The sequence below is a fragment of the Streptomyces sp. TOM-9 genome, from assembly GCF_056858595.1.
Genome location: NZ_JBXEQB010000001.1, coordinates 8,238,782 through 8,259,755, shown reverse-complemented (window position 1 = coordinate 8,259,755; position 20,974 = coordinate 8,238,782). Strand labels below are relative to the sequence as shown.

Here is a 20,974-nt window from a genome sequence, read left to right as displayed (position 1 = left end):
ACCGGGACGGCTCGCCAGGCGAGCCGTCCCGGCTCCTGTCCGGGGGTCCATCAGGCCACGGCAGGCCACGGCAGGCCACCTCAGGCCACGAAGAGCCCAGCGCCCTCGCCCTCGGAGCCGCCTCCGTCGCGGACGGTCTGCGCGGCCGCCGCCAGGCGCTCGACGGCGTCACGCGCGACGGGCCCCCCGACGGTGAAGGGCAGCCGGACGTAGCCCTCGAAGGCGCCGTCGACGCCGAAGCGCGGACCCGAGGGGACGCGGACGCCGAGGCGCTCGCCCGCGACGGCGAGGCGTGAGCCGGAGACGTCGCCGGTCCGCACCCACATGGTCATGCCGCCGGACGGGACGGCGAACTCCCAGTCCGGCAGCCGCTCGCGCAGCGCCGCCACGAGGTCGTCGCGGTGGGCACGGGCCCGTTCACGACGGGCCGCGACCGCGTCGTCCCACGCCCCGGTGCGCAGCAGCCAGGCCACGGCGAGCTGGTCGACGACGGGCGAGCCGAGGTCGAGGTAGGCGCGGGCGCTGACGAGGCGGCGTACGACGTCGGGCGCGGCGCGGACCCAGCCGATGCGCAGCCCGGCCCAGATGGCCTTGCTCGCGGAGCCGACGGTGATGACGCTGCCGCCGCGGTCGAAGGCGGCCATCGGGCGCGGCGCGGGTGCCGCGGCGTCGAGCGGCAGCTCGGCCATGGTCTCGTCGGCGACGAGGACGGTCCCGGCGGCGCGGGCGGCCTCGACGAGGGCGCGGCGCTGGTCGTCGGGGACGAGGGTGCCGGTGGGGTTGTGGAAGTCGGGCATGACGTAGGCCATGCGGGGAGCCGCGTCGCGCAGGACGCGCTTCCAGGCGTCGAGGTCCCAGCCGCCGAGCCCTTCGCGCATGGCGACCGGGACGAGCCGGGCACCGTTCTCCCGCAGCAGTTCCAGGACGTTGGCGTAGCTCGGCGACTCGACGGCGACACGCTCGCCGGGGGCGCCCAGGCGGCGCACGGCGGCCGCGATGGCGCCCATGGCGCCGGTGGTCACCATGATCTGCTCGGGGAGGGTGGGGATGCCGCGCGCGGTGTAGCGGGCCGCGATGGCCTCGCGCAGCACGGGCAGCCCCGCGGGGAAGTCGCCGTGGGTGGCCGAGTAGGACGGCAGGTCGGCCAGGGCGCCCTCGACCGCACGCGTCAGCCACGGCTCGGGTGCCGGCAGCGCCGCGCAGCCGAGGTCGATGACGGTGCCCGCGGCGTCCGGGGGCAGCGGCTCCAGACCGCGGGTCGGCAGGGCGTGGCCCTCCGGGACGGCGGTCCACGTGCCGGCGCCGCGCCGTGACCGGGCGAAGCCCTCGGCGCGCAGCGCCTCGTACGCGGCGGCGACGGTGGTACGGCTGACGGCCAGGGCGAGTGCCAGCTCGCGTTCCGCGGGGAGCCGTGCGGCCACGGGCACGCGTCCCTCCAGGACCAGGACCCGGATGCCGTCGGCGAGCCCCCGGTAGGCGGGGACACGGCGGCCGGTGGCGCGCTGCGCCGGACGGGGCTCGAGCAGACGCGCGAGATGAGTGACCCCTACCGTTGCGGTCCACTGCGACATGGTTTCCGGTCCACCTTCCGCATATTGGCCATGGATTTCTCCCAGGACCATGCCACATAGTGTCGCGCATCCACTCGTCATGGCCATAGGGGGGTCCCGTGGAGGGCCAATCCAGAACCGCACGCCGCCTATTGCACCTGTACGCAGGACTGGCCCTCTACGGCGCGAGCGCGGCCCTGCAGGTGCGCGCTGCGCTGGGTCTCGACCCGTGGGACGTCCTCCACCAGGGCATCTCGCGGCACACCGGGGTCAGCATCGGCCTGGTCTCGGTGGCGGTGGGCGCGCTCGTCCTGCTGCTGTGGTGGCCGTTGCGGCAGCGGCCGGGCCTCGGCACCGTCTCCAACGTCTTCGTCGTCGGCCTGTCGATGGACGCGACCCTCGCCCTGCTGCCCCAGCCGCACGGTCTGGGCGTGCGGATCCCGCTGCTGGTGGCGGGCGTGGTGCTCAACGGCGTGGCGACCGGCCTCTACATCACCGCCCGGTACGGCCCCGGCCCCCGCGACGGCCTGATGACGGGCCTGCACCGCCGCACGGGCCGCTCGATCCGCCTGGTGCGCACCGCGATCGAGGTGACCGTGCTGGCGGTCGGCTTCGTGCTCGGCGGCAGCGTCGGGATCGGCACGGTCGTGTACGCGGTGTCGATCGGGCCGCTGGCCCAGTTCTTCCTGCGGCTGTTCGAGCTGCCGCCGTCGCGGCCGGAGGACGAATCGGTGGTCGTCGCCCGTGGGGGGCGGCCGGTGGCGGACACCCCGGAGGGGCGCGCCATACTGCCGGAGTGAGCGCCATACGCCATCCGTACCTGGACAGCCCGGCCCCGATCGCCTTCGCCCACCGCGGAGGCACGGCGGACGGCCTGGAGAACACCGCCTGGGCCTTCCGGCGGGCCGTCGACCTCGGCTACCGCTACCTGGAGACCGACGTCCACCTGACCTCGGACGGCGTCCTGGTCGCCTTCCACGACGCGTCCCTGGACCGGGTCACCGACACCGGCGGGCGGATCGCGGACCTGCCCTGGAGCCAGGTGGGCCGGGCCCGCGTGGCGGGCCGCGAGCCGGTGCCGCTGTTCGAGGAACTGCTGGAGGAGTTCCCGGAGGCCCGCTGGAACGTGGACACCAAGTCGGACGCCGCGGTCGAGCCCCTGGTGGAGGCGGTGCGCCGCGCGGACGCCTGGGACCGGGTGTGCGTGGGCTCGTTCTCCGAGGCCCGGCTGGTCCGGGCCCGCGCGCTGGGCGGCCCGCGGCTGGCGAGTTCGCTGGGCACCCGGGGCGTGGCGGAGCTACGGCTGCTCTCGCGCGGCGGCCGTGCCGCCGAACGGCTGCTCCTCGCCGCGGCGCGGCGGCGCGGCGCGGTGTGCGTGCAGGTGCCCGAGCAGGCGTACGGCATCCGGGTCGTCGACCCCGCGTTCCTCGCGGCGGCGCACGGACTGGACCTGCAGGTGCACGTGTGGACGATCAACGACGAAGCCCGGATGCGCACCCTGCTGGACCTGGGCGTGGACGGGATCATGACGGACCGGCTGGAGGCCCTGCGCGCGGTGTACACCGAACGCGGGGCCTGGACCTGACGACCGGTCCCCGCCGCCCGCCCGCACCCGTCACACCTTGGCCTGCTTCGTCTTGGACATGCGGGCGAAGACCACGACGTTGCCCGAGTACCCCGAGTCCTTGCTGTAGGTGCCGCCGCAGGTGATCACGCGCAGCTCGGGGTCCTTGGTGTCCCCGTAGACGCGCTTGGCGGGGAACTCGGCCTTGGTGAACACCTCGATGCCGTAGATGGTGAAGATCGCGGTGGTGCCGTCGTCCCGCACGACGTCGATGGTCGAACCCTTCTTCAGCGCCCCCAGGCTGTAGAAGACCGCGGGCCCGCTCTCGTTGTCGACGTGCCCCACGATGACGGAGGAGCCCCGGGCCCCCGGGCTGACCGAGTCCTTGAACCAGGCGGCCTCGCCCGCCTTCTCCAGCGGCGGGGCCGCGATCACGCCGCGGCTGTCCAGCCCCACGTTCATGATCGGCGCGTCGATGCTCACGGAGCGGATGCGGATGCGTGTCGGCTGGGCGGGCGGGAGCGGCGGCGGCGCCTTGATCGCCGCCGCGTCGGACTGCGCCGCCGATGCGGCCGACGGCTGGGGCGGGCCGTCCATCCCGGCGAAGCCCTCGAAGGTCAGCACCACGCCCGCGACGAGGACCGAGCACACGAGCACCCCGACCGCGCCGCGGCCGCGCCGCGTGAGCTTCAGCTGCCCGGGGCGCCCGCTCCCGCTCCGACCGGCGGTGCCGCCGCGCGGAGGACCGGGACGGCGCACGAGCCGACGCCGGGTCCGCGCCGGGGCGGCGCCGGCGGCCGGGCGGGCGTCCTTGGCCGCGGGCCGGGCCGGAGGCTTCCCCGCGACCGGCGCCGGCGGCTTCGCGGGCTCCGGAGCCGGGTTCTTCGCGGGGCCCTTCGCCGGAGGCTGTGCCTTCGCGGTGGACGTGTCCTTCGCCTTCCGCTTCTTCGCGGGCGGCTGTCCCGCCTGCGCGGCGGGCGGGGTGGGCCGGGCCCGGGCCGGGGGCTGCGGCGCGCGGCCCGGCCGGCCGGGCGCCTGTGTCCCGTCCGCCGTGTGCCCGGGCACGAACGGCTGGCCGAACCAGGGGTCGGGCTGCCCGTACCAGGCGTCGGGCTGTCCGTACCAGGGCACGGGGGTGGTGTGATCCCCGGAGTTTCGCAGCATCGCAGTCCTTCAGCTCCGACCGGTCGGTCATGAGTGACAGTCCGTCATAAATGATGTTAAACCGAAGTATGCGTCAAACGCGGATGGATCAGCGCCAACCGGGCAATGTGCTCCCCACCCGATCGGGTGGCGGCGCTGCGGCAGCGGGGGCAATCCGGTGCCGCGCCGCCAGGACGAGCGCCGATGATGCCGACCGTGTCCTGATGGGCCCTCACCATCCGCACGCGCCGGGGCTCTACGGCTCGCGCTCGCTGGCCGTCGCCACGGGCGTCGTGTACCACGCGCGCGCCACTTGGGTGGCGGGCGGTTTCCTGGTCGCGGACCGCTCTCCGCGGCCCGGCCGCTGCCGTGGCCGGTGCTCGCGGCTCGTGCGGGGTCTGCCGGTGGTGCCGGCCCGTGCTCGCCCGCCCTGGCCAACGCCGCTCCGGGAGCTTCGGGTTCACCGGCGCCCGGCTCACCCGCCCCGTACCGATCGCCGGCCCGGGCCGGACCGTCGCCCTCGCCGGGAAACGGGCGTCGAGGTCGCGGGAGACCCGGGGGTCCGAGGCCCTCGTGGCGCGGTGCATGAACACCCCCGGTGAGCCGTTCTGGTGAATCTGCGTGAGATCGCCAGTCGGCAAGCCCCGTTGTCCCGGTGCCATCGCGCCCGTCCGCGCCCCGTAGGGGCGGTGTCGCAAGGCGATGCCGTGGGCTTCCCGGCAACGCGGCGTGCTGACGGCATGTCGCCTGACAGGTCATCGGCTGACTGACCATCGCCTGATGCACCGGCGGACCCGCTGCCGGTCACCCGTTTGACCAGCTCTTCACATTTTTCTGACGCCGCTGCGGGTAAGGCTCCCCACCTGCGACAACGCTGTTCCGGCCAGAATTCTGATGCCCCGTCCGGGGGAAGGCCTGTGCCGTTTCCGAGGTGCGTGAAGATCTCCGCCCTCGTGCCATGGATCTCAAGGACGCGGTCGCAGTACGTGTCGCGGTGATCTCCAATCCCGCCTGCCCCGTCCGCAAGGAGGTTCCCCCCATGCGTGGTTCACGCATTCTCGCAGCGGCGGCGATGACGGTTTCGGCCGTCGTCCTGCCGGCAAGTGTGGCGGTCGCAGACCCGATCGTCTCCGTCTCCAACAACGGCCGCGTCGCACCGGGCGAAGTGGTCACCTTCACGCTCGGCGGCTGCACCACGGCGCCGACCTACGTGACCACCATCCCGAAGGTGGAAACGGTCGGCACGGCCGCGACCAACAATCTCCGCCTCCTGGTGGACAAGACCACGCCCGCGGGTTCCTACCAGGTCCAGCTGACCTGCGACGAGGCGGACGGCACCGACGGCCAGGTCACGACGACCGTGACCGTCAGCGTCGACGGCAGCGGCAGCGGCAGCGGCCGTGGTGGCGAGGAGGGCCGTGACGGCGGGGGCCGTGACGGCGAGGGTCGCGGCGGCGAGGGTCGCGGCGGCGAGCACGGAGAGAAGGGCGGTTACGGAGGCGGCCACGGCGGCGGCCACGGCGGCGGCGGTGGCGGCTACGGGCGCGGTCACGGCTACGGCGGTGACGACCGGTGCGAGTCGTGGTGGGGCGGCGACGACGACAACGGTCGTGGCGGCGGCGGCGGTTACGGCGGCGGCAACGGCGGCGGCGGTTACGGCGGCGGTGGCGACAACGGAGGTGACAACGGCGGCGGCGGCGGTCGTGGTGGCGACAACGGCGGCGGCAACGGCGGCGGCGGCAACGACGACGGCGGTCGTGGTGGCGACAACGGTGGCGACAACGGCGGTGACAACGGCGACGACAACAGCAACGACAACGGAAGCGACGACAACAAGAACAGCAACGGCCTGACCGCCCAGAGCTTCGGCAGCGCGTCCGACGACGGCCGCAACATGGACGACTCGTGGGGCGGCAACGGCGGCGGCAACAAGGGCTGCAAGGGCGGCCACGGCGGCGGCGGCGGCAACGGCGGCGGCAACGGCGGCGGTGGCGGTGGCGGCGGCGGCAACGGCGGTGGCGGTGGGGGCGGCGGCAACGGCGGTGGCCCCGACACCGGCTTCGGCGGTTCGATGGGCATGAACACCCCGGAGACCCTGCTCGGCGCCTCGCTCCTGCTCGCCGGTGCCGGTGGCGGCGTCTACATGCTGCGTCGCCGGCGCATGAACGGCGGTCGCGCCTGACCGTCACGGACCTCCGCGACACAGGCTGACCGTTCTGCCCCCGGGCCGCCCACGCGGCGGCCCGGGGGCAGTCCCGTGCACGGGTCGGGCGGACCGGAGGCGTCCGCCGGATGAACGGAGGAATCCGGCGGATGATCCCCCTCCCCCACCCCGGCCGTGGATGGCATCATGACCGATCACATCGGCAGGGCGCACGACACGGATCGGCAGGAACCACGGGTGACCACGGGCGAGGCGCAGGACATGGCGGTGCAGGACGGAACCGCCGCCCCGGCGCACGAGCGGCGGCGCGCACAGCGCGGCTGGTACTTCTACGACTGGGCCAACTCGGTCTTCTCCACCAGTGTGATCACGGTCTTCCTGGGGCCGTACCTCACCGACGTCGCGGAGGCCGCCGCGGGCCCGGACGGCTACGTCCACCCGCTCGGGATACCGGTCCGCGCCGGGGCGTACTTCGCGTACGTGGTCTCCGCCTCGGTCCTGCTGTCCGTGCTGGTGATGCCGCTCGCCGGGGCCGTCGCGGACCGGACCGGGCGCAAGAAGGCGCTGCTCGGGACCTTCGCGTACGTCGGCGCCGCGGCGACGACGGCGATGTTCTTCGTGACCGGGGACCGCTACCTCCTCGGCGGCGGACTCCTGATCGTCGCCAACGTGGCGTTCGCGTCGGCCATGGTCCTCTACAACGCCTTCCTGCCGGAGATCGCCGAACCCCACGAGCGGGACGCGGTCTCCTCGCGGGGCTGGGCGTTCGGATACGCGGCCGGGGCGTTGATGCTTGTCGCCAACCTGGCGCTGTTCCTCGGGCACGACGCGGTCGGCGTCTCCAAGGGCATGGCGGTGCGGATCTGCCTGGCGTCGGCCGGCCTGTGGTGGGCGGCCTTCACGCTCGTCCCGCTGATACGGCTGCGCGACACCGCGCCGGGTCGGCGGTCGGCCGGGCCGGCGGTCAAGGGCGGGGGTTCGCTCCGCCAGGGCTGGCGTCAACTCGCCGACACGTTGCGGGACATGCGCCGCCACCCGCTCACCCTCGCCTTCCTGCTGGCGTACCTCATCTACAACGACGGCATCCAGACCGTGATCTCACAGGCCTCGCTCTACGGCTCGGAGGAGCTCGAGCTGGACGAGACGGCCCTGATCGGCGCGATCCTCCTGGTGCAGGTGCTGGCCGTCTTCGGCGCCCTGCTGCTGGGCCGGCTCGCGGCGCGGTACGGGGCGCGCCGTACGGTGCTGGGCTCGCTGGTGGCGTGGACGGTGACGATCGGGGCCGGCTTCTTCCTGCCGGCCGGCGAGCCGGTGGCGTTCTACTGTCTGGCCGCGGCCATCGGGATGGTCCTGGGCGGCAGCCAGGCGCTGTCGCGCTCGCTCTTCTCCCACCTGATCCCGCGCGGGAAGGAAGCCGAGTACTACTCGGTGTACGAGGTCAGCGACCGGGGCACGAGTTGGCTGGGGCCGCTGCTGTTCGGTCTGACGTACCAGCTGACCGGGAGCTACCGGGACGCGATCGTGTCCCTGGTGGCGTTCTTCGTCATCGGGTTCGTGCTGCTGGCCAGGGTGCCGATGCGGCGGGCGGTGGCGGCCGCGGGCAATCCGGTCCCCGAGACGATTTAGTGCGGATGGGTGCGGCGCGGTAGTGTACGCCGTTGGCCGTCGGACGGACCGTTACTGCGCGCTAAAGATACCAGAACGCAGGGTGACATCTCTCGCGAGATGTGACAAAACGGGCGTCGATGGGTACAAAAAGGGGCGGCACGACGGGCGACGCACCTCCCGAGAACGGGAATCTTCACCGCCGACCGGACGTTGACCGGATGACGACGACAGCGACACCTGTCCTGTGGGCGACACAGCCCGGGAGGCACGATTCATGAGTGAGCGAGCTCTCCGCGGCACGCGACTCGGGGCGACAAGCTACGAGACCGACCGCGGCATCGATCTGGCACCGCGCCAGACCGTTGAGTACGCATGCCGGAACGGACATCGATTCGAGATGCCGTTCTCGGTGGAGGCCGAGATCCCGCCGGAGTGGGAGTGCCGCGCCTGCGGCCAGATCGCACTCCTGGTCGACGGAGAGGGCCCGGAGGAGAAGACGAGCAAGCCCGCGCGTACGCACTGGGACATGCTCATGGAGCGGCGCACGGTCGAGGAGCTGGAGGAAGTCTTGGCCGAACGGCTGGCCGTCCTGCGCTCCGGCGCCATGAACATCGCGGTACATCCGCGTGACCACCGCAAGACCGCCTGACCGAAGGAACTGGGCCCGTGAGGGGCGGGCCCCATCAGACGTGCGCCCCGGGCGAGCGTGGCCTCAGTGCCGCGGCCCGGGGTTTTCGTCGTCCTGCTCGGGGCCGTGGTCGACGACCTCTCCCTGGATCACCTTGCCGTCGGGGCGGTGGATGCGCATCTGCTCCTCGGCGGCGCGCGCCTGGGCGAAGAGATCACCCAGCGAGCCCGGGCCCGCGCCCCGCTCCCGGGCGGCGGACGCCCGGCGGTCCAGAGCGCGCGCGCCCGCCCTCGTCAGCAGGGAGCGGGTCGGCGGGAAGAGGAAGAACAACCCCGCCACGTCCGAGATCAGCCCGGGCACCATCAGCAGCAGGCCGCCGATCATGATCGGCGCCGCGCCGCTGCCGCCGTTCCCGGCGCCGGAGCCCTTCGGCTCCTCCCGGTCCCGCTCCGGCCCTCCGGAGCGCATCGCCTCGTTCAGCGCCCGCCAGGCGCTGCGCCCGGCGTGCCGTACGGCCAGCGCCCCGCACACGAAGCCCGCCACGAGCAGCACGAGGACCGTGAGCCCGCCGGCGGCCCCGGCCACGAGGATGAGCAGCCAGATCTCCAGCAGCGCGTAGGCGGCCACACCGAGCGGTATCCACGTCCCGGCGCGCGAACGCCGCCGCGGACGCCCGTCACCGCCCGGTTGCCGCGGACCGGCCGGCGGCGGGGAGCTGATCGTCATACGCACCATTGTGCCTGCTCCCCGCCGGAGTCCGGAGGGCCGGTCAGCCGCGGCGCCGCCCGGACGTCAGCCGCTTCACACGGGAGCCGACGCCCCAGGCGGTGACCCGCCACAGCGCCTCGGCGACGATCTCCCGGCTCATCTTGCTGTCGCCGCGTTCCCGCTCCACGAAGGTGATGGGGACCTCGACGACGTGGAAGCCGGACTTCACCGCGCGCCAGGCGAGGTCGACCTGGAAGCAGTAGCCCTGGGAGGCCACCTCCTCCATGCCCAGGCCCAGCAGCGTCTCCTTGCGGAACGCCCGGTAGCCCCCCGTCACGTCGCGCAGCGGCACGTCGAGGAGCAGCCGCGAGTAGGTGCTGCCGCCGCGCGACAGGAACTCGCGGGACTTCGGCCAGTTGACCACCCGGCCGCCGGGGATCCAGCGGGAGCCGAGCACCACGTCGGCGCCCTTGAGCGCGGTCAGCAGACGCGGCAGTTCCTCGGGCTGGTGCGAGCCGTCGGCGTCCATCTCCACGAGCACGCCGTACTCGTGCTCGATGCCCCAGCGGAAGCCGGCCAGGTAGGCGGCGCCCAGCCCCTCCTTGCCCTTGCGGTGCAGCACGTGGACGTGGTCGTCGGAGGCGGCCAGCTCGTCGGCGAGCTTGCCGGTGCCGTCGGGGCTGTTGTCGTCGGCGACGAGGACGTGCGCCTCGGGCACGGCCGAGCGGACCCGGGCGACGACCGGCTTGAGGTTGTCGGCCTCGTTGTACGTCGGGATGATCACGAGAACCGAGCCGAGCGGCCCGAAGGCCCTCCCCTGGGCTGCGCCACGGGTGACCCCACCGCCATCGCTCACTGCTGTTCCTCCGTCTCGGTACGTCCTCGCCTGCCCAGCATGATCGCCGCGGCCCAGGACAGCAGGCCCACCATAGCGAGGGTCCATTCGGGAGCGGAGCCGACGCGGTCGGCGACGGTCAGATCGTCGCGGAGCGGCAGCCGGGCGCTGAGCACGGTCTGCGTGAACTCCTCGGTCTGCTGCTCGATCCGCCCGTCGGGGGCGACGACGGCGGTGATGCCGCTCGTCGCCGCCGTGACCACGGCGCGGCCGTGCTCGACGGCGCGCAGCCGGGACATCGCCAGTTGCTGCTCGGGCTGGCCGGTGCGGCCGTAGGTGGCGTTGTTGGTCTGGATGACCAGGGCGCGGGCGCCCGCGGTGACGGTGTCGTGGACGATCCCGTCGTACGCCACCTCGAAGCAGATGACGTCGCCGAGCTTCGCCGGGCCGATCTGCAGGACGCCGCTGCCCTTGCCCGGGTAGAAGTCGCGCGGGACCTGGTCGAGCCGCTTGATGACCTTGGTGAGCTGCTCGCGGAAGGGCACGTACTCGCCGAAGGGCACCGGGTGCTGCTTGGTGTAGTGGTCGCCGGGACCGCTCTCCGGGTCCCAGACGATGCCCTCGTTCTGGACGTGGTCCGCGTCCGGGCCGTCGACCAGGGCGCCGACGAGGACGGGCACGCCGACGGCGCGGACCGCCTTGGTGATCAGGGCGTAGGCCTGGGGCTCGGAGAACGGGTCCATGTCGGAGGAGTTCTCCGGCCAGATCACCAGATCGGGCTTGGGCGCACGGCCCGCCTTGACGTCCTCGGCGAGCTTCAGGGTCGCCTCGACGTGGTTGTTGAGGATCTTCAGGGGCCGGCCCAGGAAGTGCATGCCCGGCTGCTGGACGTTGCCCTGCACGATGGCCACCCGGACGGTGTCGTCGGCCGCGGTGGGCACCGGCACCGCGTACCCGGCGGCGAAGGTGGCCACCGCCAGCACCGCCGCCGTCGCGGCGGGCACGAAGCGCCGCGGACCGAAGACGACCGGGCCCCTGCGCAGCCGCCACACGGCGACCGCGGCCCCGGCCAGCAGCGAACCGCACAGCGCGACGGCGAAGGTCAACAGCGGCGCGCCGCCGAGCGCGGCGAGCGGGGTGAAGGGGGTGGCGGTGTTCGCGAAGGCCAGCCTGCCCCACGGGAAGCCGCCGAACGGCAGCCGGTCCCTGGCGAGTTCCTCCGCCACCCACAGGCAGGCGCCCCACAACGGCCAGGCGCGCAGCCGCGAGGTGACCGCCAGACCCGCGCCGAGCACGGCGACGAAGGCGGCCTCGATGACGGACAGGCCCACGACCGCGTCCCAGCCGATCACCCGCAGCCACACCAGGAGCCATACGAAGAACGGCAGTCCGAAGGCGAAGCCCAGCCACGCGCCCTGGCGGGCGGTACGGCCCCGGGTCAGCAGCGCCAGGCCGGCCACGGCCGCGACCGACAGCGGCCACACCCCGTACGGGGGGAACGCGGCCGCCAGGGCCAGGCCGCACAGCGCGGCGAGCGCCGACCGCCGCGCGTTCGCCCGCACGGCGCGCGCCGTGCGGGCGATGCGGCCGGGTGCCGGAGCGGGGGGCGGCGGCGGTTCTACGGACGTCGCCGGCGGCGCGGCGGGGGCCGGTGCGGCGTCGGAGCGCGGTCGCAAGGTACGCGGCCTTCCTGCAGGTGGTCACTGTGTGAGAGTGACCGTACCTCCAACGGCCCTGTCCGCGGACCCCGGGCGGGCAAAGCCTCCCGCGGCAGGTGCGCGGCGCGGGAGGGGCGTGAACTGCTCGGGGCCCGGAACGCCCTTCGGGCCGACCTGGGACCCGCTGGCTGCGGATCGGCGACAAGGCCGTTGTCTACTGGGCGTCCGGGCCCCTCCCGGGTCACACCTGCCGACCGGGCGGAGCCTCTCGATGAGGCGGACCGCGTTCCGTGCCGCGAGCGCTGGACCTGGCTGCCAGTGGCGCACGCCGTACGGCGCGACGCCCCGTGGCCCAGCTGCGGCCGTCGGCGCACGGAGATCCGGTCGGACGTCCGGTGGTGGACCCGGCCGAACCTACTCGCCCCCGACCGTCGCCTGTCAACAGCCGTTTGACCTGCGCGGATTGACCAAATCAGCAGGTCAACGCGAGGCCGGGGAAAGTTCCACGCCATCCCGACGGAGAACCGTTCGGGGGCATCGGCCGTTGACCCGTCACTCGTTCGGCCGTGCGAAGACCGTACGGCCGCCGACCACCGTGCGCAGTGCCGTCGGCAACGGCAGCCCGGGGGTGAGTTCGGGCAGACCGGGGGTGCCGGAGCGCGGGTCGGTGGACCAGTTGGCGACCCGCTCGTCGGGGGCCTGGACCACGAGGTCACCGGCCTGCCACACCACGTAGTCCGCGGGTGCGCCGGGCACGAGGACGCCCGCGTCGTCGCGGCCCACGGCGCGCCAGCCGCCGCGGGTGTGCGCGTTGAACGCGCCGCGGACGGAGATGCGGTGCTCGAGGGTCCGGTGGAAGGCGGCGGCGCGCACCGTGCCCCAGGGGTCGAGCGGCGTGACCGGGCTGTCGGAACCGAGGGCCAGGGGCACCCCGGCCCGGGTCATGGCGGCGTACGGGTTGAGGGTGCGGGCCCGCTCGGCGCCGAGCCGTTGGGCGTACATGCCCTCCTCACCACCCCAGGCGGCGTCGAAGGCGGGCTGCACGGAGGCGACCAGGCCCAGCTCCGCGAAGGCGGCGACGGTGTCCTCGGTCATCATCTCGGCGTGCTCGACGCGGTGCCGCAGCGCGCGCACCCGGTCCAGGCCCACCCGGCGGGCGGCCTCGCGGATCCCCTCCGCGACGGCGGCCACGGCGGCGTCACCGATCGCGTGGAAACCCGCCTGCACCCCCGCCTCGGTGCACAGGGCCACGTGGTCGGCGATCGCCGCCGCGTCCAGGTAGGCGGTGCCGCCGACTGCGGGGGCGTCCGTGTACGGGGCGTGCAGGCAGGCGGTGCGGGAGCCGATGGAGCCGTCCACGAAGAGGTCACCGCCCGCGCCGACGGCGCCCAGGTCCCGGATCCGCTCCAGGCCCTCGGCGCCGGTCACGGCCTCGGCCCAGTAGCCGTACACGCGCGGCCCGGGCTTGGCCGCGGCCAGCCGCAGCAGCGCGGTGAGGTCGTCCTCGGAGGAGATCTCCGGGCCCGCGCACTCGTGGACGGCGCTGATGCCGAGCGAGGCGGCGTGGGCGAGTGCGGCGCGCTGCGCGGCGGCACGCTGTGCGGGCGTGACGGCGGCGTAGGCCGCGCCCCGGACCGCGTGGTGGGCGTCGCGGGTGAGCGGCCCGTCGGGGTGGTGGCCGGCCATCGTCCCGACATCGGGGACCAGCGCCAGCAGGGCGGTGGTGACGACCGCCGAGTGGACGTCGGCGCGGGTCAGGTACAGGGGACGGCCGCCGGTCGCCGCGTCGAGTTCCGCGCGGGTCGGCGGGCGCTGCCCCGGCCAGCGGCTCTCGTCCCAGCCGTGGCCGAGCAGCACCCGGTGGCCGGGGTTGGCCTGCGCGTACGCGGCGACCCTGGCGAGGGCGTCGGCCAGGTCGCGGGCGGGGGCCAGGTCGAGGCCGGTCAGCGCCAGGCCGGTGGCGGTGGTGTGCACATGGGCGTCGGTGAACGCGGGGGTGACCAGCGCACCGGCGAGGTCGATCACCTCGTCGACGCCCGCGGCGAAGGACTCCGCGGCGCCCTCCGAGCCGAGCCAGGCGACCGTGCCGCCGTCGACGACCATGGCCGTCGCGAAGGGGTCGGCGGGGCTGTAGACGTTGCCGCCGCGCAGCAGCACGGTGCGGCTCGCGCCGGATCCGCTGGTGGTCGGCTCGTTCGTGGTGTGCGGCACTGGGTTTCGCCTCGCGATGTGATGTTGGGGCCCGCCCGGGCCCCGGTGGGGGCGAGGGGACGGGATGGTGCGGTGGGTCAGGGGGCCGTGGGGCCCTCAGACGCGCGGTGGGCGCGCCTCGTACGGCGTGGAGAGGACCACGGTGGTGCGGGTGGAGACCCCGGCCAGGGTGCGGATCTTCGCGAGCAGGTGCTCCAGCTCGATCGGGGTCGCCACCCGGACCTTGAGGATGTAGTTCTCCTCCCCCGCGACGCTGTGGCACGCCTCGATCTCGGGGACCTCCGCGAGCCGGTCGGCGATGTCGTCGGGTGCGCTCGGGTCGAAGGGCTTCACCGAGATGAACGCCGTCAGCGACAGCCCCACCGACTCCGGGTCCACGATCGCCGCGTAGCCGCGGATCACCCCGCGCTGCTCCAGGCGCCGTACGCGCTGGTGCACCGCGGACGTGGACAGGCCGGTGGCCTTGCCCAGGTCGGTGTAGCTCATGCGCCCGTCGGCCACGAGAAGTTCCACGATCTGCCGGTCCAGCTCCTCCACAGCGCAAGAACCTACAGGGTCCCCGGACGCCGACGGTATCCGGCCGCCCCGTCCCGACGACCGGGCCCGAGCGGCAACGCGGGGCCGACGTGCCGGTGCCGGGGTGAGCACGGCGGCGGCGCCGGGGTCCCGGCCTGCGGACCGCTTCGGGCCGCCCGTGCCCGGCCGCCCGGCGGGACCCCGTCCTCGCGGTCTCCCGTGCCCGCGCCGTGGCCTGCGGCGCCACGAGGCTGCGCTCCTCGACACGAGCCGGCGACCGGCGCGACCGCCAGGCGTCACCGCCGTCGAGCGGCCGCGCCCTTGCCAGGGCCGGACGGCTCTCCGCCCTGCTGGCCATCCGCGTGGCGAGTCCCGGTCAGGCGCAGATGCGGACGCAGAGCGGGCACGCGTCGTCGCGCAGGTTCGCGGGGCCCAGGGCGTGCGTGAGGACGGCGGCGACCGTGGTGCAGTCCTCCGTGGCGACGCGCTCGGCGACGGGCGCGGTCGGCGGTGCCGAAGTCGTCGGGGCGTCGGCGGAGGAATCCGTCCACGCCACGACGTCCTCGCCACGCCGCAGCGGCAGCCACGCACGGGAGACCCACGTGCCGGGGCGGTCGCAGAGGAGGGCGCGGTCGGCGCCGTGCTCGGCGAGGCCGCTGAGCCACACCGGCCGGCCCAGGCGGACCGCCTCCACCGGTGCCGGTTGCGGCAACGGCGGCAGGTGTCCCCAGGCGGACGCGGTGCCCGCGTCGATGCCGGTGTGGGCGACCAGGTCGAGTCCGCGACGAGCAGCCAGGTGAGTTCCTCGGCGGTGCCGGCGGCGGTGAGGACGCCGCCGATCCCCTGCGGGCGCGGCAGGGGGGCGGTGGTGCCGGGGTGTACGGGGACGAGGTGAAGACGGAGCGGAGATCGCCGTCGGGCGCCGTCGGGCGCCGGCGGGGGGACGTCGGCCTCGGGGGCCGGTGCCGGCGGCCGCGACGGCGGGGGTCGCGGCACGCGGGAGGTGTGGATGTGGCCGGGCAGCGCCCACGCCTCCTCCAGCACGGTGTGACCGGCCCGGCCCGCGGGCCGCTCCGGTTCCTCCTGGGCGGCACCGGGGCCCGGCCCGAGGCGTCCCATCAGCACACCCTTGGCCCGCTCGGCCGCGGCCCGGCCGGGTGCGGCGCGCAGCCGCGCGACGGTGGGAGCCAGCTGGTCGGCCACGGACCGCTCGTCCGGCCGGCCACCGGACGCGGAAGCGACCCCGACCCCGTCGGGCTCACCCTGTGGGCATCGCACGATCACCCCAGGGGGGAACTCCCGCGCCGGGCCGGCCGTGGGGGGCCGCGGCGGTGGCTGGTGTCGCACCAGGGGTAGCGCTCGCTGCGACGGCAGGCGCACACGGCCACGACGAAACGGTCGGAGCGGACGGTGCGGCCGTCGTCGAGGACGACCTCCACGGGGCCCTCGATGAGGATCGGGCCGTCCGCGGTCAGGGTCACGCGGGTGGGTGCGGGGCCGTCGGCGGCGTCGTCGAAGGGGTCATGGCGCGCGTTCGGCACGGATCACCACCAGCTCTTCCTTCTCCTCGCCTGGCTCGATGAGCCCCTGTGCCGCCAGCCATGCCGCGCGGCGCCGCAGCAGCGGCCCGAAGGGGATGCGCCGGTGCTCGGTGACGGCGGGCCGCAGCCCGGCGCCGCCGAGCCGCTGCAGCGTGCGCTCCACGCCGCTGAGCCCGGACTGGACGAGCAGCAGGGCGCCGCCGGGGAGCAGCAGGGGCGGGGCCTCCACGCAGACGCGGTCGAGCAGCGCCCGCCCGTCGGGTCCCGCGTTGCGGGCCAGGGACAGCCCCCGGCGGGCGTGGTGGGCGTGCGGCGACGGCACGTACGGGGGATTGGTGACGATCAGGTCGAAGCGGCTCCCCGCGACCGGTGCCGTGAGGTCGCCGCGCAGCACCCGTACCCGCAGGCCGTTCAGACGCGCGTTGAGCCGGGCGGCGCACACCGCCCGTGCGGAGGCGTCCACCGCGGTGACGCGGGCCGCGCCCCGGGATGCCGCGGCGAGTGCGAGGACGCCGGATCCGGTGCCGAGGTCCAGCACCTCGGCGCCGTCGGCCAGCCTCTCGCGGCGGAGGGCCTCGCCGAGCAGGGAGGTGTCGTCCTGGGGCCGGTACACGCCGGGTGGACACAAAAGCCACATCTCACTCCGCTACCCGAGGGCACCGCACCAAACATCGGACCCGGCCGACCGCCGGATCGGGACGATTAGGCACATCCGCACCGGGAAGCCGACCTTCCGACGATTCCTCGGAAGAGGATTCCTCGGAAGGAGAGGACCCATGGGCACGATCAGCGAATCCGTCGACGTCGACGTCCCGCTGCACACCGCGTACAACCAGTGGACGCAGTTCGAGGAGTTCCCGAACTTCATGGAGGGCGTGGAACAGGTGACGCAGGTCGACGACCGGCACAACCACTGGGTGACGAACGTCGCCGGTGCCCGCCGGGAATTCGACACGGAGATCATCGACCAGCTGCCGGACGAGCGGGTCGCGTGGCGCACCGTCACCGGGGACGTCAGGCAGCGCGGCGTCGTGACGTTCCAGGAGCTGGACGCCTCGCACACCCGGGTCAACCTGGCCATGGAGCTTCAGACCTCCGGCCTCGCGGAGAAGGCCGCCGACGCGCTCGGCGTCGTGGACCGGCGGGCCCGGGGCGACCTGCGGCGCTTCAAGCACTTCATCGAGGAACGGGGCAGCGAGACGGGCGCGTGGCGCGGTCGTGTCGCCCCGGGCGGATGACCCCTGTGCCCGCCCCTGAGGCCTCCGCGTGCGGCCGGCCGGGTCCGGCGCGGTGCGGGCGGGGTAAAGGGGGTGCATGGGCGATGTGGACGACCGGGCGCCGACGGGTGGCCTGACCTTCGGGGTCGAGGAGGAGTTCCTGCTGGTCGACCCGCGGACCGGACGGCTGGTCGACGGCGCCGCCGCCGTCATCGCCCGGGCCTCGTGCGTGCCGCCGCCCGCCCCGGACGTCGCGCTGCAGCACGAGCTGTCGGCCGCGCAGATCGAGTCGGCCACCGGGGTGGCCACGCGCCTGCCCGAGCTGACCGGCCAGCTGGCGGCCACGCGCCGCCTGCTGGCCGATGCCGCCGCCGCCGAGGGCACGCGGCTGGTCTCTTCGGGAACGCCCGTACTGGACGGCCCCTCCGGGATCAGTGCGGGCGAGCGTTACGCCGCGATCGCCGGCATCTACGAGAGCCAGGCGACCGGCTACCGGGCCTGCGGATGCCACGTCCACGTGGGCGTACCGGACCGGGAGACCGCCGTCGCGGTCCTCAACCACCTGCGGCCGTGGCTGCCGACGCTGCTGGCGCTGTCGGCCAACTCGCCCTACGACCGGGGCCGCGACTCCGGTTACGCCAGCTGGCGTGTGCTGGACCAGGCGCGGTTCCCCGGTTCCGGGATCCCGCCGTGGTTCGCGTCGGCGGCGGAGCACGACGCCGAGGTCGACCGGCTGGTGGCCTGCGGGGTGCTGGTGGACCACGCCATGACGTTCTGGCTGGCCAGGCCCTCGCCGCGGCTGCCCACGGTGGAGGTCCGGGCCGCGGACGCACTGGGCGCGACATGGGAGACGGCGTTGCAGGCCGCGCTCACGCGGGCGCTCGTGCGCACGGCGCTCGACGACCTCTCCAGGGGCGTCCCGGCCCCGCGCATGACGGCTCAGCTCGCCGCGGCCGCGCTCTGGTCGGCGGCCCGCTACGGCATGTCGGGCCCGGGGATCCATCCCGTCCGGGAGACCCGCGTGCCCGCCACGGCGCTGCGTGACGAGCTGCTCCGGCGCGTCGCGCCCGCGCTGGAGGACACCGGCGACCTGGCCTTCGTCCGCGAGGCCACGGCCGCCCTCGCCCGGACCGGGAGCGGCGCCGACCGGCAGCGGCGGGCCGCGGCGGCGGGCGGCCCCCGCGCCGCCGTGGACATGCTGGTCGAGCAGACGGCGACGGACGGCCGCATGCCCCCGGCGTCAGCGGGCAGGGGCACCAGCGGACGCCCGTACGCCGACGACGTCCACGCACCGACCCACGGAGGACCCGATGGACGCGGTCTCCGACCTCTCGACCGGTCCCCGGACCGCTGAGCCCACGCCACCCGCACCGCGCGGCCCCCTCTCCCGGGCCGTGCTCGGCGCCCTCACCCAGGGGCCGCCGGGTACCGCCCTTCCGGTGCCCACCGGGGCGGTCGAGGCCGCCGATCCGTACGGCGAGGACGTACAGCTCGCGCTGCACGTCTGCTACGAACTCCACTACCGGGGTTTCGCCGGGGTGCACCCCGGCTGGGAGTGGGATCCGGGGCTGCTCGCGCTGCGCGGCGCCATGGAGGGCTCCTTCGGGGCGGCCCTCCGCGCCGAGCTGCCGGCCACCCCGGGCGGCGCCGCGGCCCGCGCGGCCCTCGACCGGGAACTGGAGGGCCTGCTGCGCGAGCCGCGCGACGGGCGCGGTGTGTCGCACTTCCTCCGCGACGAGAGCACCTGGGAGCAGTTGCGGGAGTACTTCGTGCACCGGTCGGTCTACCAGCTGAAGGAGGCCGATCCGCACGCATGGGTCATCCCGAGGCTCACCGGCCGGGCGAAGGCCGCTCTGGTGGCCGTCGAGTACGACGAGTTCGGGAGCGGGCGCGCAGAGCGCGTGCACGCGAGGCTCTACGCCGACCTGCTCCGGGACGCCGGGTTGGACGCCTCCTACGGCCACTACGTGGACGCCGTACCGGCCGTCACCCTCGCCACGGTGAACCTGATCTCCTGGCTGGGCCTGCGCCGGGAACTGCGCGGGGCGCTCGTGGGGCACTTCGCGGCCGCCGAGATCTCCACCCCGCCGTCCGCCCGCCGGACGGTGGAGGCGATCGACCGGCTCGGCGGCGGTGCCGCCTGCCGGCACTTCTACGAGGAGCACGTCGAGGCCGACGCAGTGCACGAGCAGGTGCTGCGTCGCGACGTCATCGGCGACCTGCTGGCCCGCGAACCGCTCCTCACCGCCGACGTCGTCCTGGGGATCCGCGCCATGGCGCTGGTGGAGCGGCGCCTGGAGGAGCACCTGCTGGGCGCGTGGCGCGCCGGGCGCACCTCGCTGCGCGCCGCGCCGGGGCCCGCCGTGCCGTCCGGTTCGTCCGGGTCGTACGGGGAAGGTGCACCTCATGAGGCCGGGGCAGCGAGCCGCAGCGGCGTCCCGCCCGCCGAGCAGGCCTGAGCAAGGAGGACGAGCCATGCGCTCAGAACCCCTGGGGACCCGGGTGGAGACGGCACGCCTCGCGGCGGGCCGCGCCCCCGTGCGCTGAGGCCCCCACGATGGCAGGTGGGGCGGCCCGGTGGCTCCGGCATCCATACCGGTCGTGGCGGGACTCACGGGCGGGCCGCATGTGGCACCAGGGGGGCGAACTGGAGCTGCTGCAGCGCTCCATGGGGTTCGCGGCACTCGGTCTGGTGACGCTGGTCCCGCTGCTGATCGTGGTCGCCGCGGCTCTGCCCTTCCACGGCAACGGCTTCGCCCAGTGGGTCGTGGACGGCATGGGCCTGTCGGCTCGGCCCGCGGAGGCCGTGCGGGAGCTGTTCGCCGCGCCACGCAAGGTGATCAGCTCCACGAGCGGTCTGAGCCTGCTGGCGCTGGCGCTCTTCGGGCTCTCCTTCGCGGCGTGCGTCGAGGTCGGCTACACCCGGATCTGGCAGGTGCCGCCCACTCCGTGGCACCACGTGTGGCGGCGGGCGGTGTGGCTGGCGGCGCTGACCGCGTACCTGTTCGCGGAGGCGCAGAGCGGGGTGGTGCTGGGCGGCGGGTGGCCGGACACGGTGTTCCGCGGCGGCACGGCCGTCGTGCTGGGCTTCGCCTTCTTCTGGTGGGGGCAGTACTTCCTGCTGGCCGGGCAGGTGCCGTGGGCAGCGCTGGCGCCCGGGGCCGTCGCGACGATGGTCGGCCTCATCGGGCTGCGGGTCTTCTCCTCCTTCGTGTTCGCCCCGCTGATCGTGACCAACGCCGTCTCGTACGGGGCCGTCGGCACGGTGCTGATCGTGCAGTGCTGGCTGATCGGGGTGGGTTTCGTGGTGTTCGGGGGCGCCTTGCTGGGCCGCCATCTGCAGAATCCGAGCAAATGGTTTTATTCAGGACCTTCCGGGCAGGCGGAGGGGAGCGCTGATCGAGCCCTGGAAGGAGAACCCCATGGGTGCCGAGAAGAAGGTCAAGCACACCGGCCAGAAGATGAAGGGCAAAGCGGAGGAGGCCACGGGCAAGGTGACCGGCAATGAGAGCCTGCGCATGAAGGGGAAGAAGGATCAAGTCGGCAGCGACGCCAAGCAGGCCGTGGAGAAGGGCAAGGACGTGGGCAAGGACGTCTTCGGCCGCTGACCGCTCTGGTGACCACGGACCGC

20 protein-coding genes are annotated in these 20,974 nt (G+C 74.3%); 10 read left to right on the top strand and 10 right to left on the bottom strand.

Annotated features, from left to right (window positions below; all coding sequences use genetic code 11):
- Window positions 1-80: 80 nt before the first annotated feature.
- Window positions 81-1,571, bottom strand: coding sequence for a MocR-like transcription factor YczR (gene yczR, locus AC1VWI_RS38035; RefSeq protein WP_499515580.1), 1,491 nt, complete (start codon window positions 1,569-1,571; stop codon window positions 81-83).
- Window positions 1,572-1,669: 98 nt separating this feature from the next.
- Between yczR and yczE the strand changes: the two genes are divergently transcribed.
- Window positions 1,670-2,350 (top strand): membrane protein YczE, encoded by a 681-nt coding sequence (yczE, locus tag AC1VWI_RS38030; RefSeq protein WP_499515579.1) that lies wholly within the window; start codon window positions 1,670-1,672, stop codon window positions 2,348-2,350.
- On the top strand, window positions 2,347-3,135 hold the full coding sequence (locus AC1VWI_RS38025; protein WP_499515578.1) for a glycerophosphodiester phosphodiesterase family protein: 789 nt from the start codon (window positions 2,347-2,349) through the stop codon (window positions 3,133-3,135). Before yczE ends, AC1VWI_RS38025 begins: the two co-directional genes overlap by 4 nt.
- Before the next feature lie 30 nt (window positions 3,136-3,165).
- On the opposite strand, the gene AC1VWI_RS38020 is transcribed toward AC1VWI_RS38025, so the two are convergent.
- Window positions 3,166-3,807 carry a class F sortase gene (locus tag AC1VWI_RS38020; RefSeq protein WP_499517012.1) on the bottom strand — a complete coding sequence of 214 codons (642 nt, stop codon included), beginning with the start codon at window positions 3,805-3,807 and terminating at the stop codon, window positions 3,166-3,168.
- A 1,489-nt stretch (window positions 3,808-5,296) separates the two neighbouring features.
- Between AC1VWI_RS38020 and AC1VWI_RS38015 the strand changes: the two genes are divergently transcribed.
- The 3 genes from AC1VWI_RS38015 to AC1VWI_RS38005 all read left to right on the top strand — a co-directional run bounded on the left by AC1VWI_RS38015 (window position 5,297) and on the right by AC1VWI_RS38005 (window position 8,678).
- Window positions 5,297-6,439 (top strand): hypothetical protein, encoded by a 1,143-nt coding sequence (locus AC1VWI_RS38015; RefSeq protein WP_499515577.1) that lies wholly within the window; start codon window positions 5,297-5,299, stop codon window positions 6,437-6,439.
- Between the two features lie 243 nt (window positions 6,440-6,682).
- Window positions 6,683-8,047, top strand: a complete 1,365-nt coding sequence (locus AC1VWI_RS38010) for an MFS transporter (RefSeq protein WP_499517011.1) — start codon at window positions 6,683-6,685, stop codon at window positions 8,045-8,047.
- A 256-nt stretch (window positions 8,048-8,303) separates the two neighbouring features.
- Window positions 8,304-8,678, top strand: coding sequence for an RNA polymerase-binding protein RbpA (locus AC1VWI_RS38005; protein ID WP_499515576.1), 375 nt, complete (start codon window positions 8,304-8,306; stop codon window positions 8,676-8,678).
- A 63-nt stretch (window positions 8,679-8,741) separates the two neighbouring features.
- Here AC1VWI_RS38005 and fxsA read toward each other — a convergent pair whose 3' ends face one another.
- The 8 genes from fxsA to AC1VWI_RS37965 form a co-directional block, all read right to left on the bottom strand.
- Complete coding sequence (gene fxsA, locus AC1VWI_RS38000) at window positions 8,742-9,383, bottom strand: FxsA family membrane protein (RefSeq protein WP_499515575.1); 642 nt, start codon at window positions 9,381-9,383, stop codon at window positions 8,742-8,744.
- A gap of 43 nt (window positions 9,384-9,426) precedes the next feature.
- Window positions 9,427-10,221: a polyprenol monophosphomannose synthase gene (locus AC1VWI_RS37995; RefSeq protein ID WP_499515574.1), complete on the bottom strand. Its 795-nt coding sequence runs from the start codon at window positions 10,219-10,221 to the stop codon at window positions 9,427-9,429.
- Complete coding sequence (lnt, locus tag AC1VWI_RS37990) at window positions 10,218-11,876, bottom strand: apolipoprotein N-acyltransferase (protein WP_499515573.1); 1,659 nt, start codon at window positions 11,874-11,876, stop codon at window positions 10,218-10,220. Before lnt ends, AC1VWI_RS37995 begins: the two co-directional genes overlap by 4 nt.
- Before the next feature lie 534 nt (window positions 11,877-12,410).
- On the bottom strand, window positions 12,411-14,069 hold the full coding sequence (locus AC1VWI_RS37985; protein ID WP_499515572.1) for an amidohydrolase: 1,659 nt from the start codon (window positions 14,067-14,069) through the stop codon (window positions 12,411-12,413).
- A 96-nt stretch (window positions 14,070-14,165) separates the two neighbouring features.
- The gene (locus tag AC1VWI_RS37980) at window positions 14,166-14,606 is read right to left on the bottom strand and encodes an Lrp/AsnC family transcriptional regulator (protein ID WP_361803599.1); all 441 of its coding nucleotides are present in this window, start codon (window positions 14,604-14,606) and stop codon (window positions 14,166-14,168) included.
- A 355-nt stretch (window positions 14,607-14,961) separates the two neighbouring features.
- Complete coding sequence (locus tag AC1VWI_RS37975; protein ID WP_499515571.1) at window positions 14,962-15,297, bottom strand: hypothetical protein; 336 nt, start codon at window positions 15,295-15,297, stop codon at window positions 14,962-14,964.
- A gap of 568 nt (window positions 15,298-15,865) precedes the next feature.
- Window positions 15,866-16,126, bottom strand: coding sequence for a CDGSH iron-sulfur domain-containing protein (locus AC1VWI_RS37970; RefSeq protein ID WP_499515570.1), 261 nt, complete (start codon window positions 16,124-16,126; stop codon window positions 15,866-15,868).
- Window positions 16,107-16,763 carry a HemK2/MTQ2 family protein methyltransferase gene (locus tag AC1VWI_RS37965; RefSeq protein ID WP_499515569.1) on the bottom strand — a complete coding sequence of 219 codons (657 nt, stop codon included), beginning with the start codon at window positions 16,761-16,763 and terminating at the stop codon, window positions 16,107-16,109. Before AC1VWI_RS37965 ends, AC1VWI_RS37970 begins: the two co-directional genes overlap by 20 nt.
- 139 nt (window positions 16,764-16,902) lie before the next feature.
- Here AC1VWI_RS37965 and AC1VWI_RS37960 point away from each other — a divergent pair, with 139 nt between their 5' ends.
- The 5 genes from AC1VWI_RS37960 to AC1VWI_RS37940 all read left to right on the top strand — a co-directional run bounded on the left by AC1VWI_RS37960 (window position 16,903) and on the right by AC1VWI_RS37940 (window position 20,951).
- Window positions 16,903-17,364: an SRPBCC family protein gene (locus AC1VWI_RS37960; RefSeq protein ID WP_499515568.1), complete on the top strand. Its 462-nt coding sequence runs from the start codon at window positions 16,903-16,905 to the stop codon at window positions 17,362-17,364.
- Window positions 17,365-17,440: 76 nt separating this feature from the next.
- The gene (locus AC1VWI_RS37955) at window positions 17,441-18,697 is read left to right on the top strand and encodes a carboxylate-amine ligase (protein WP_499515567.1); all 1,257 of its coding nucleotides are present in this window, start codon (window positions 17,441-17,443) and stop codon (window positions 18,695-18,697) included.
- A complete protein-coding gene (locus tag AC1VWI_RS37950; RefSeq protein WP_499515566.1) occupies window positions 18,654-19,802 on the top strand; it encodes an iron-containing redox enzyme family protein in 1,149 nt (382 codons plus the stop codon). Before AC1VWI_RS37955 ends, AC1VWI_RS37950 begins: the two co-directional genes overlap by 44 nt.
- A gap of 167 nt (window positions 19,803-19,969) precedes the next feature.
- Window positions 19,970-20,851 carry a YhjD/YihY/BrkB family envelope integrity protein gene (locus tag AC1VWI_RS37945; protein WP_499515565.1) on the top strand — a complete coding sequence of 294 codons (882 nt, stop codon included), beginning with the start codon at window positions 19,970-19,972 and terminating at the stop codon, window positions 20,849-20,851.
- Window positions 20,766-20,951, top strand: a complete 186-nt coding sequence (locus AC1VWI_RS37940; RefSeq protein ID WP_499515564.1) for a CsbD family protein — start codon at window positions 20,766-20,768, stop codon at window positions 20,949-20,951. Before AC1VWI_RS37945 ends, AC1VWI_RS37940 begins: the two co-directional genes overlap by 86 nt.
- Window positions 20,952-20,974: the final 23 nt, after the last annotated feature.

Coding starts and splice junctions, on each gene's coding strand:
- AC1VWI_RS38005 (WP_499515576.1), top strand. CDS start 8,304: ATGAGTGAGCGAGCTCTCCGCGGCACGCGACTCGGGGCGACAAGCTAC.
- AC1VWI_RS38015 (WP_499515577.1), top strand. CDS start 5,297: ATGCGTGGTTCACGCATTCTCGCAGCGGCGGCGATGACGGTTTCGGCC.
- yczR (WP_499515580.1), bottom strand. CDS start 1,571: ATGTCGCAGTGGACCGCAACGGTAGGGGTCACTCATCTCGCGCGTCTG.
- AC1VWI_RS37945 (WP_499515565.1), top strand. CDS start 19,970: ATGTGGCACCAGGGGGGCGAACTGGAGCTGCTGCAGCGCTCCATGGGG.
- AC1VWI_RS37965 (WP_499515569.1), bottom strand. CDS start 16,763: ATGTGGCTTTTGTGTCCACCCGGCGTGTACCGGCCCCAGGACGACACC.
- AC1VWI_RS37955 (WP_499515567.1), top strand. CDS start 17,441: ATGGGCGATGTGGACGACCGGGCGCCGACGGGTGGCCTGACCTTCGGG.
- AC1VWI_RS37950 (WP_499515566.1), top strand. CDS start 18,654: ATGGACGCGGTCTCCGACCTCTCGACCGGTCCCCGGACCGCTGAGCCC.
- fxsA (WP_499515575.1), bottom strand. CDS start 9,383: ATGACGATCAGCTCCCCGCCGCCGGCCGGTCCGCGGCAACCGGGCGGT.
- AC1VWI_RS37960 (WP_499515568.1), top strand. CDS start 16,903: ATGGGCACGATCAGCGAATCCGTCGACGTCGACGTCCCGCTGCACACC.
- AC1VWI_RS38010 (WP_499517011.1), top strand. CDS start 6,683: ATGGCGGTGCAGGACGGAACCGCCGCCCCGGCGCACGAGCGGCGGCGC.
- AC1VWI_RS37940 (WP_499515564.1), top strand. CDS start 20,766: ATGGGTGCCGAGAAGAAGGTCAAGCACACCGGCCAGAAGATGAAGGGC.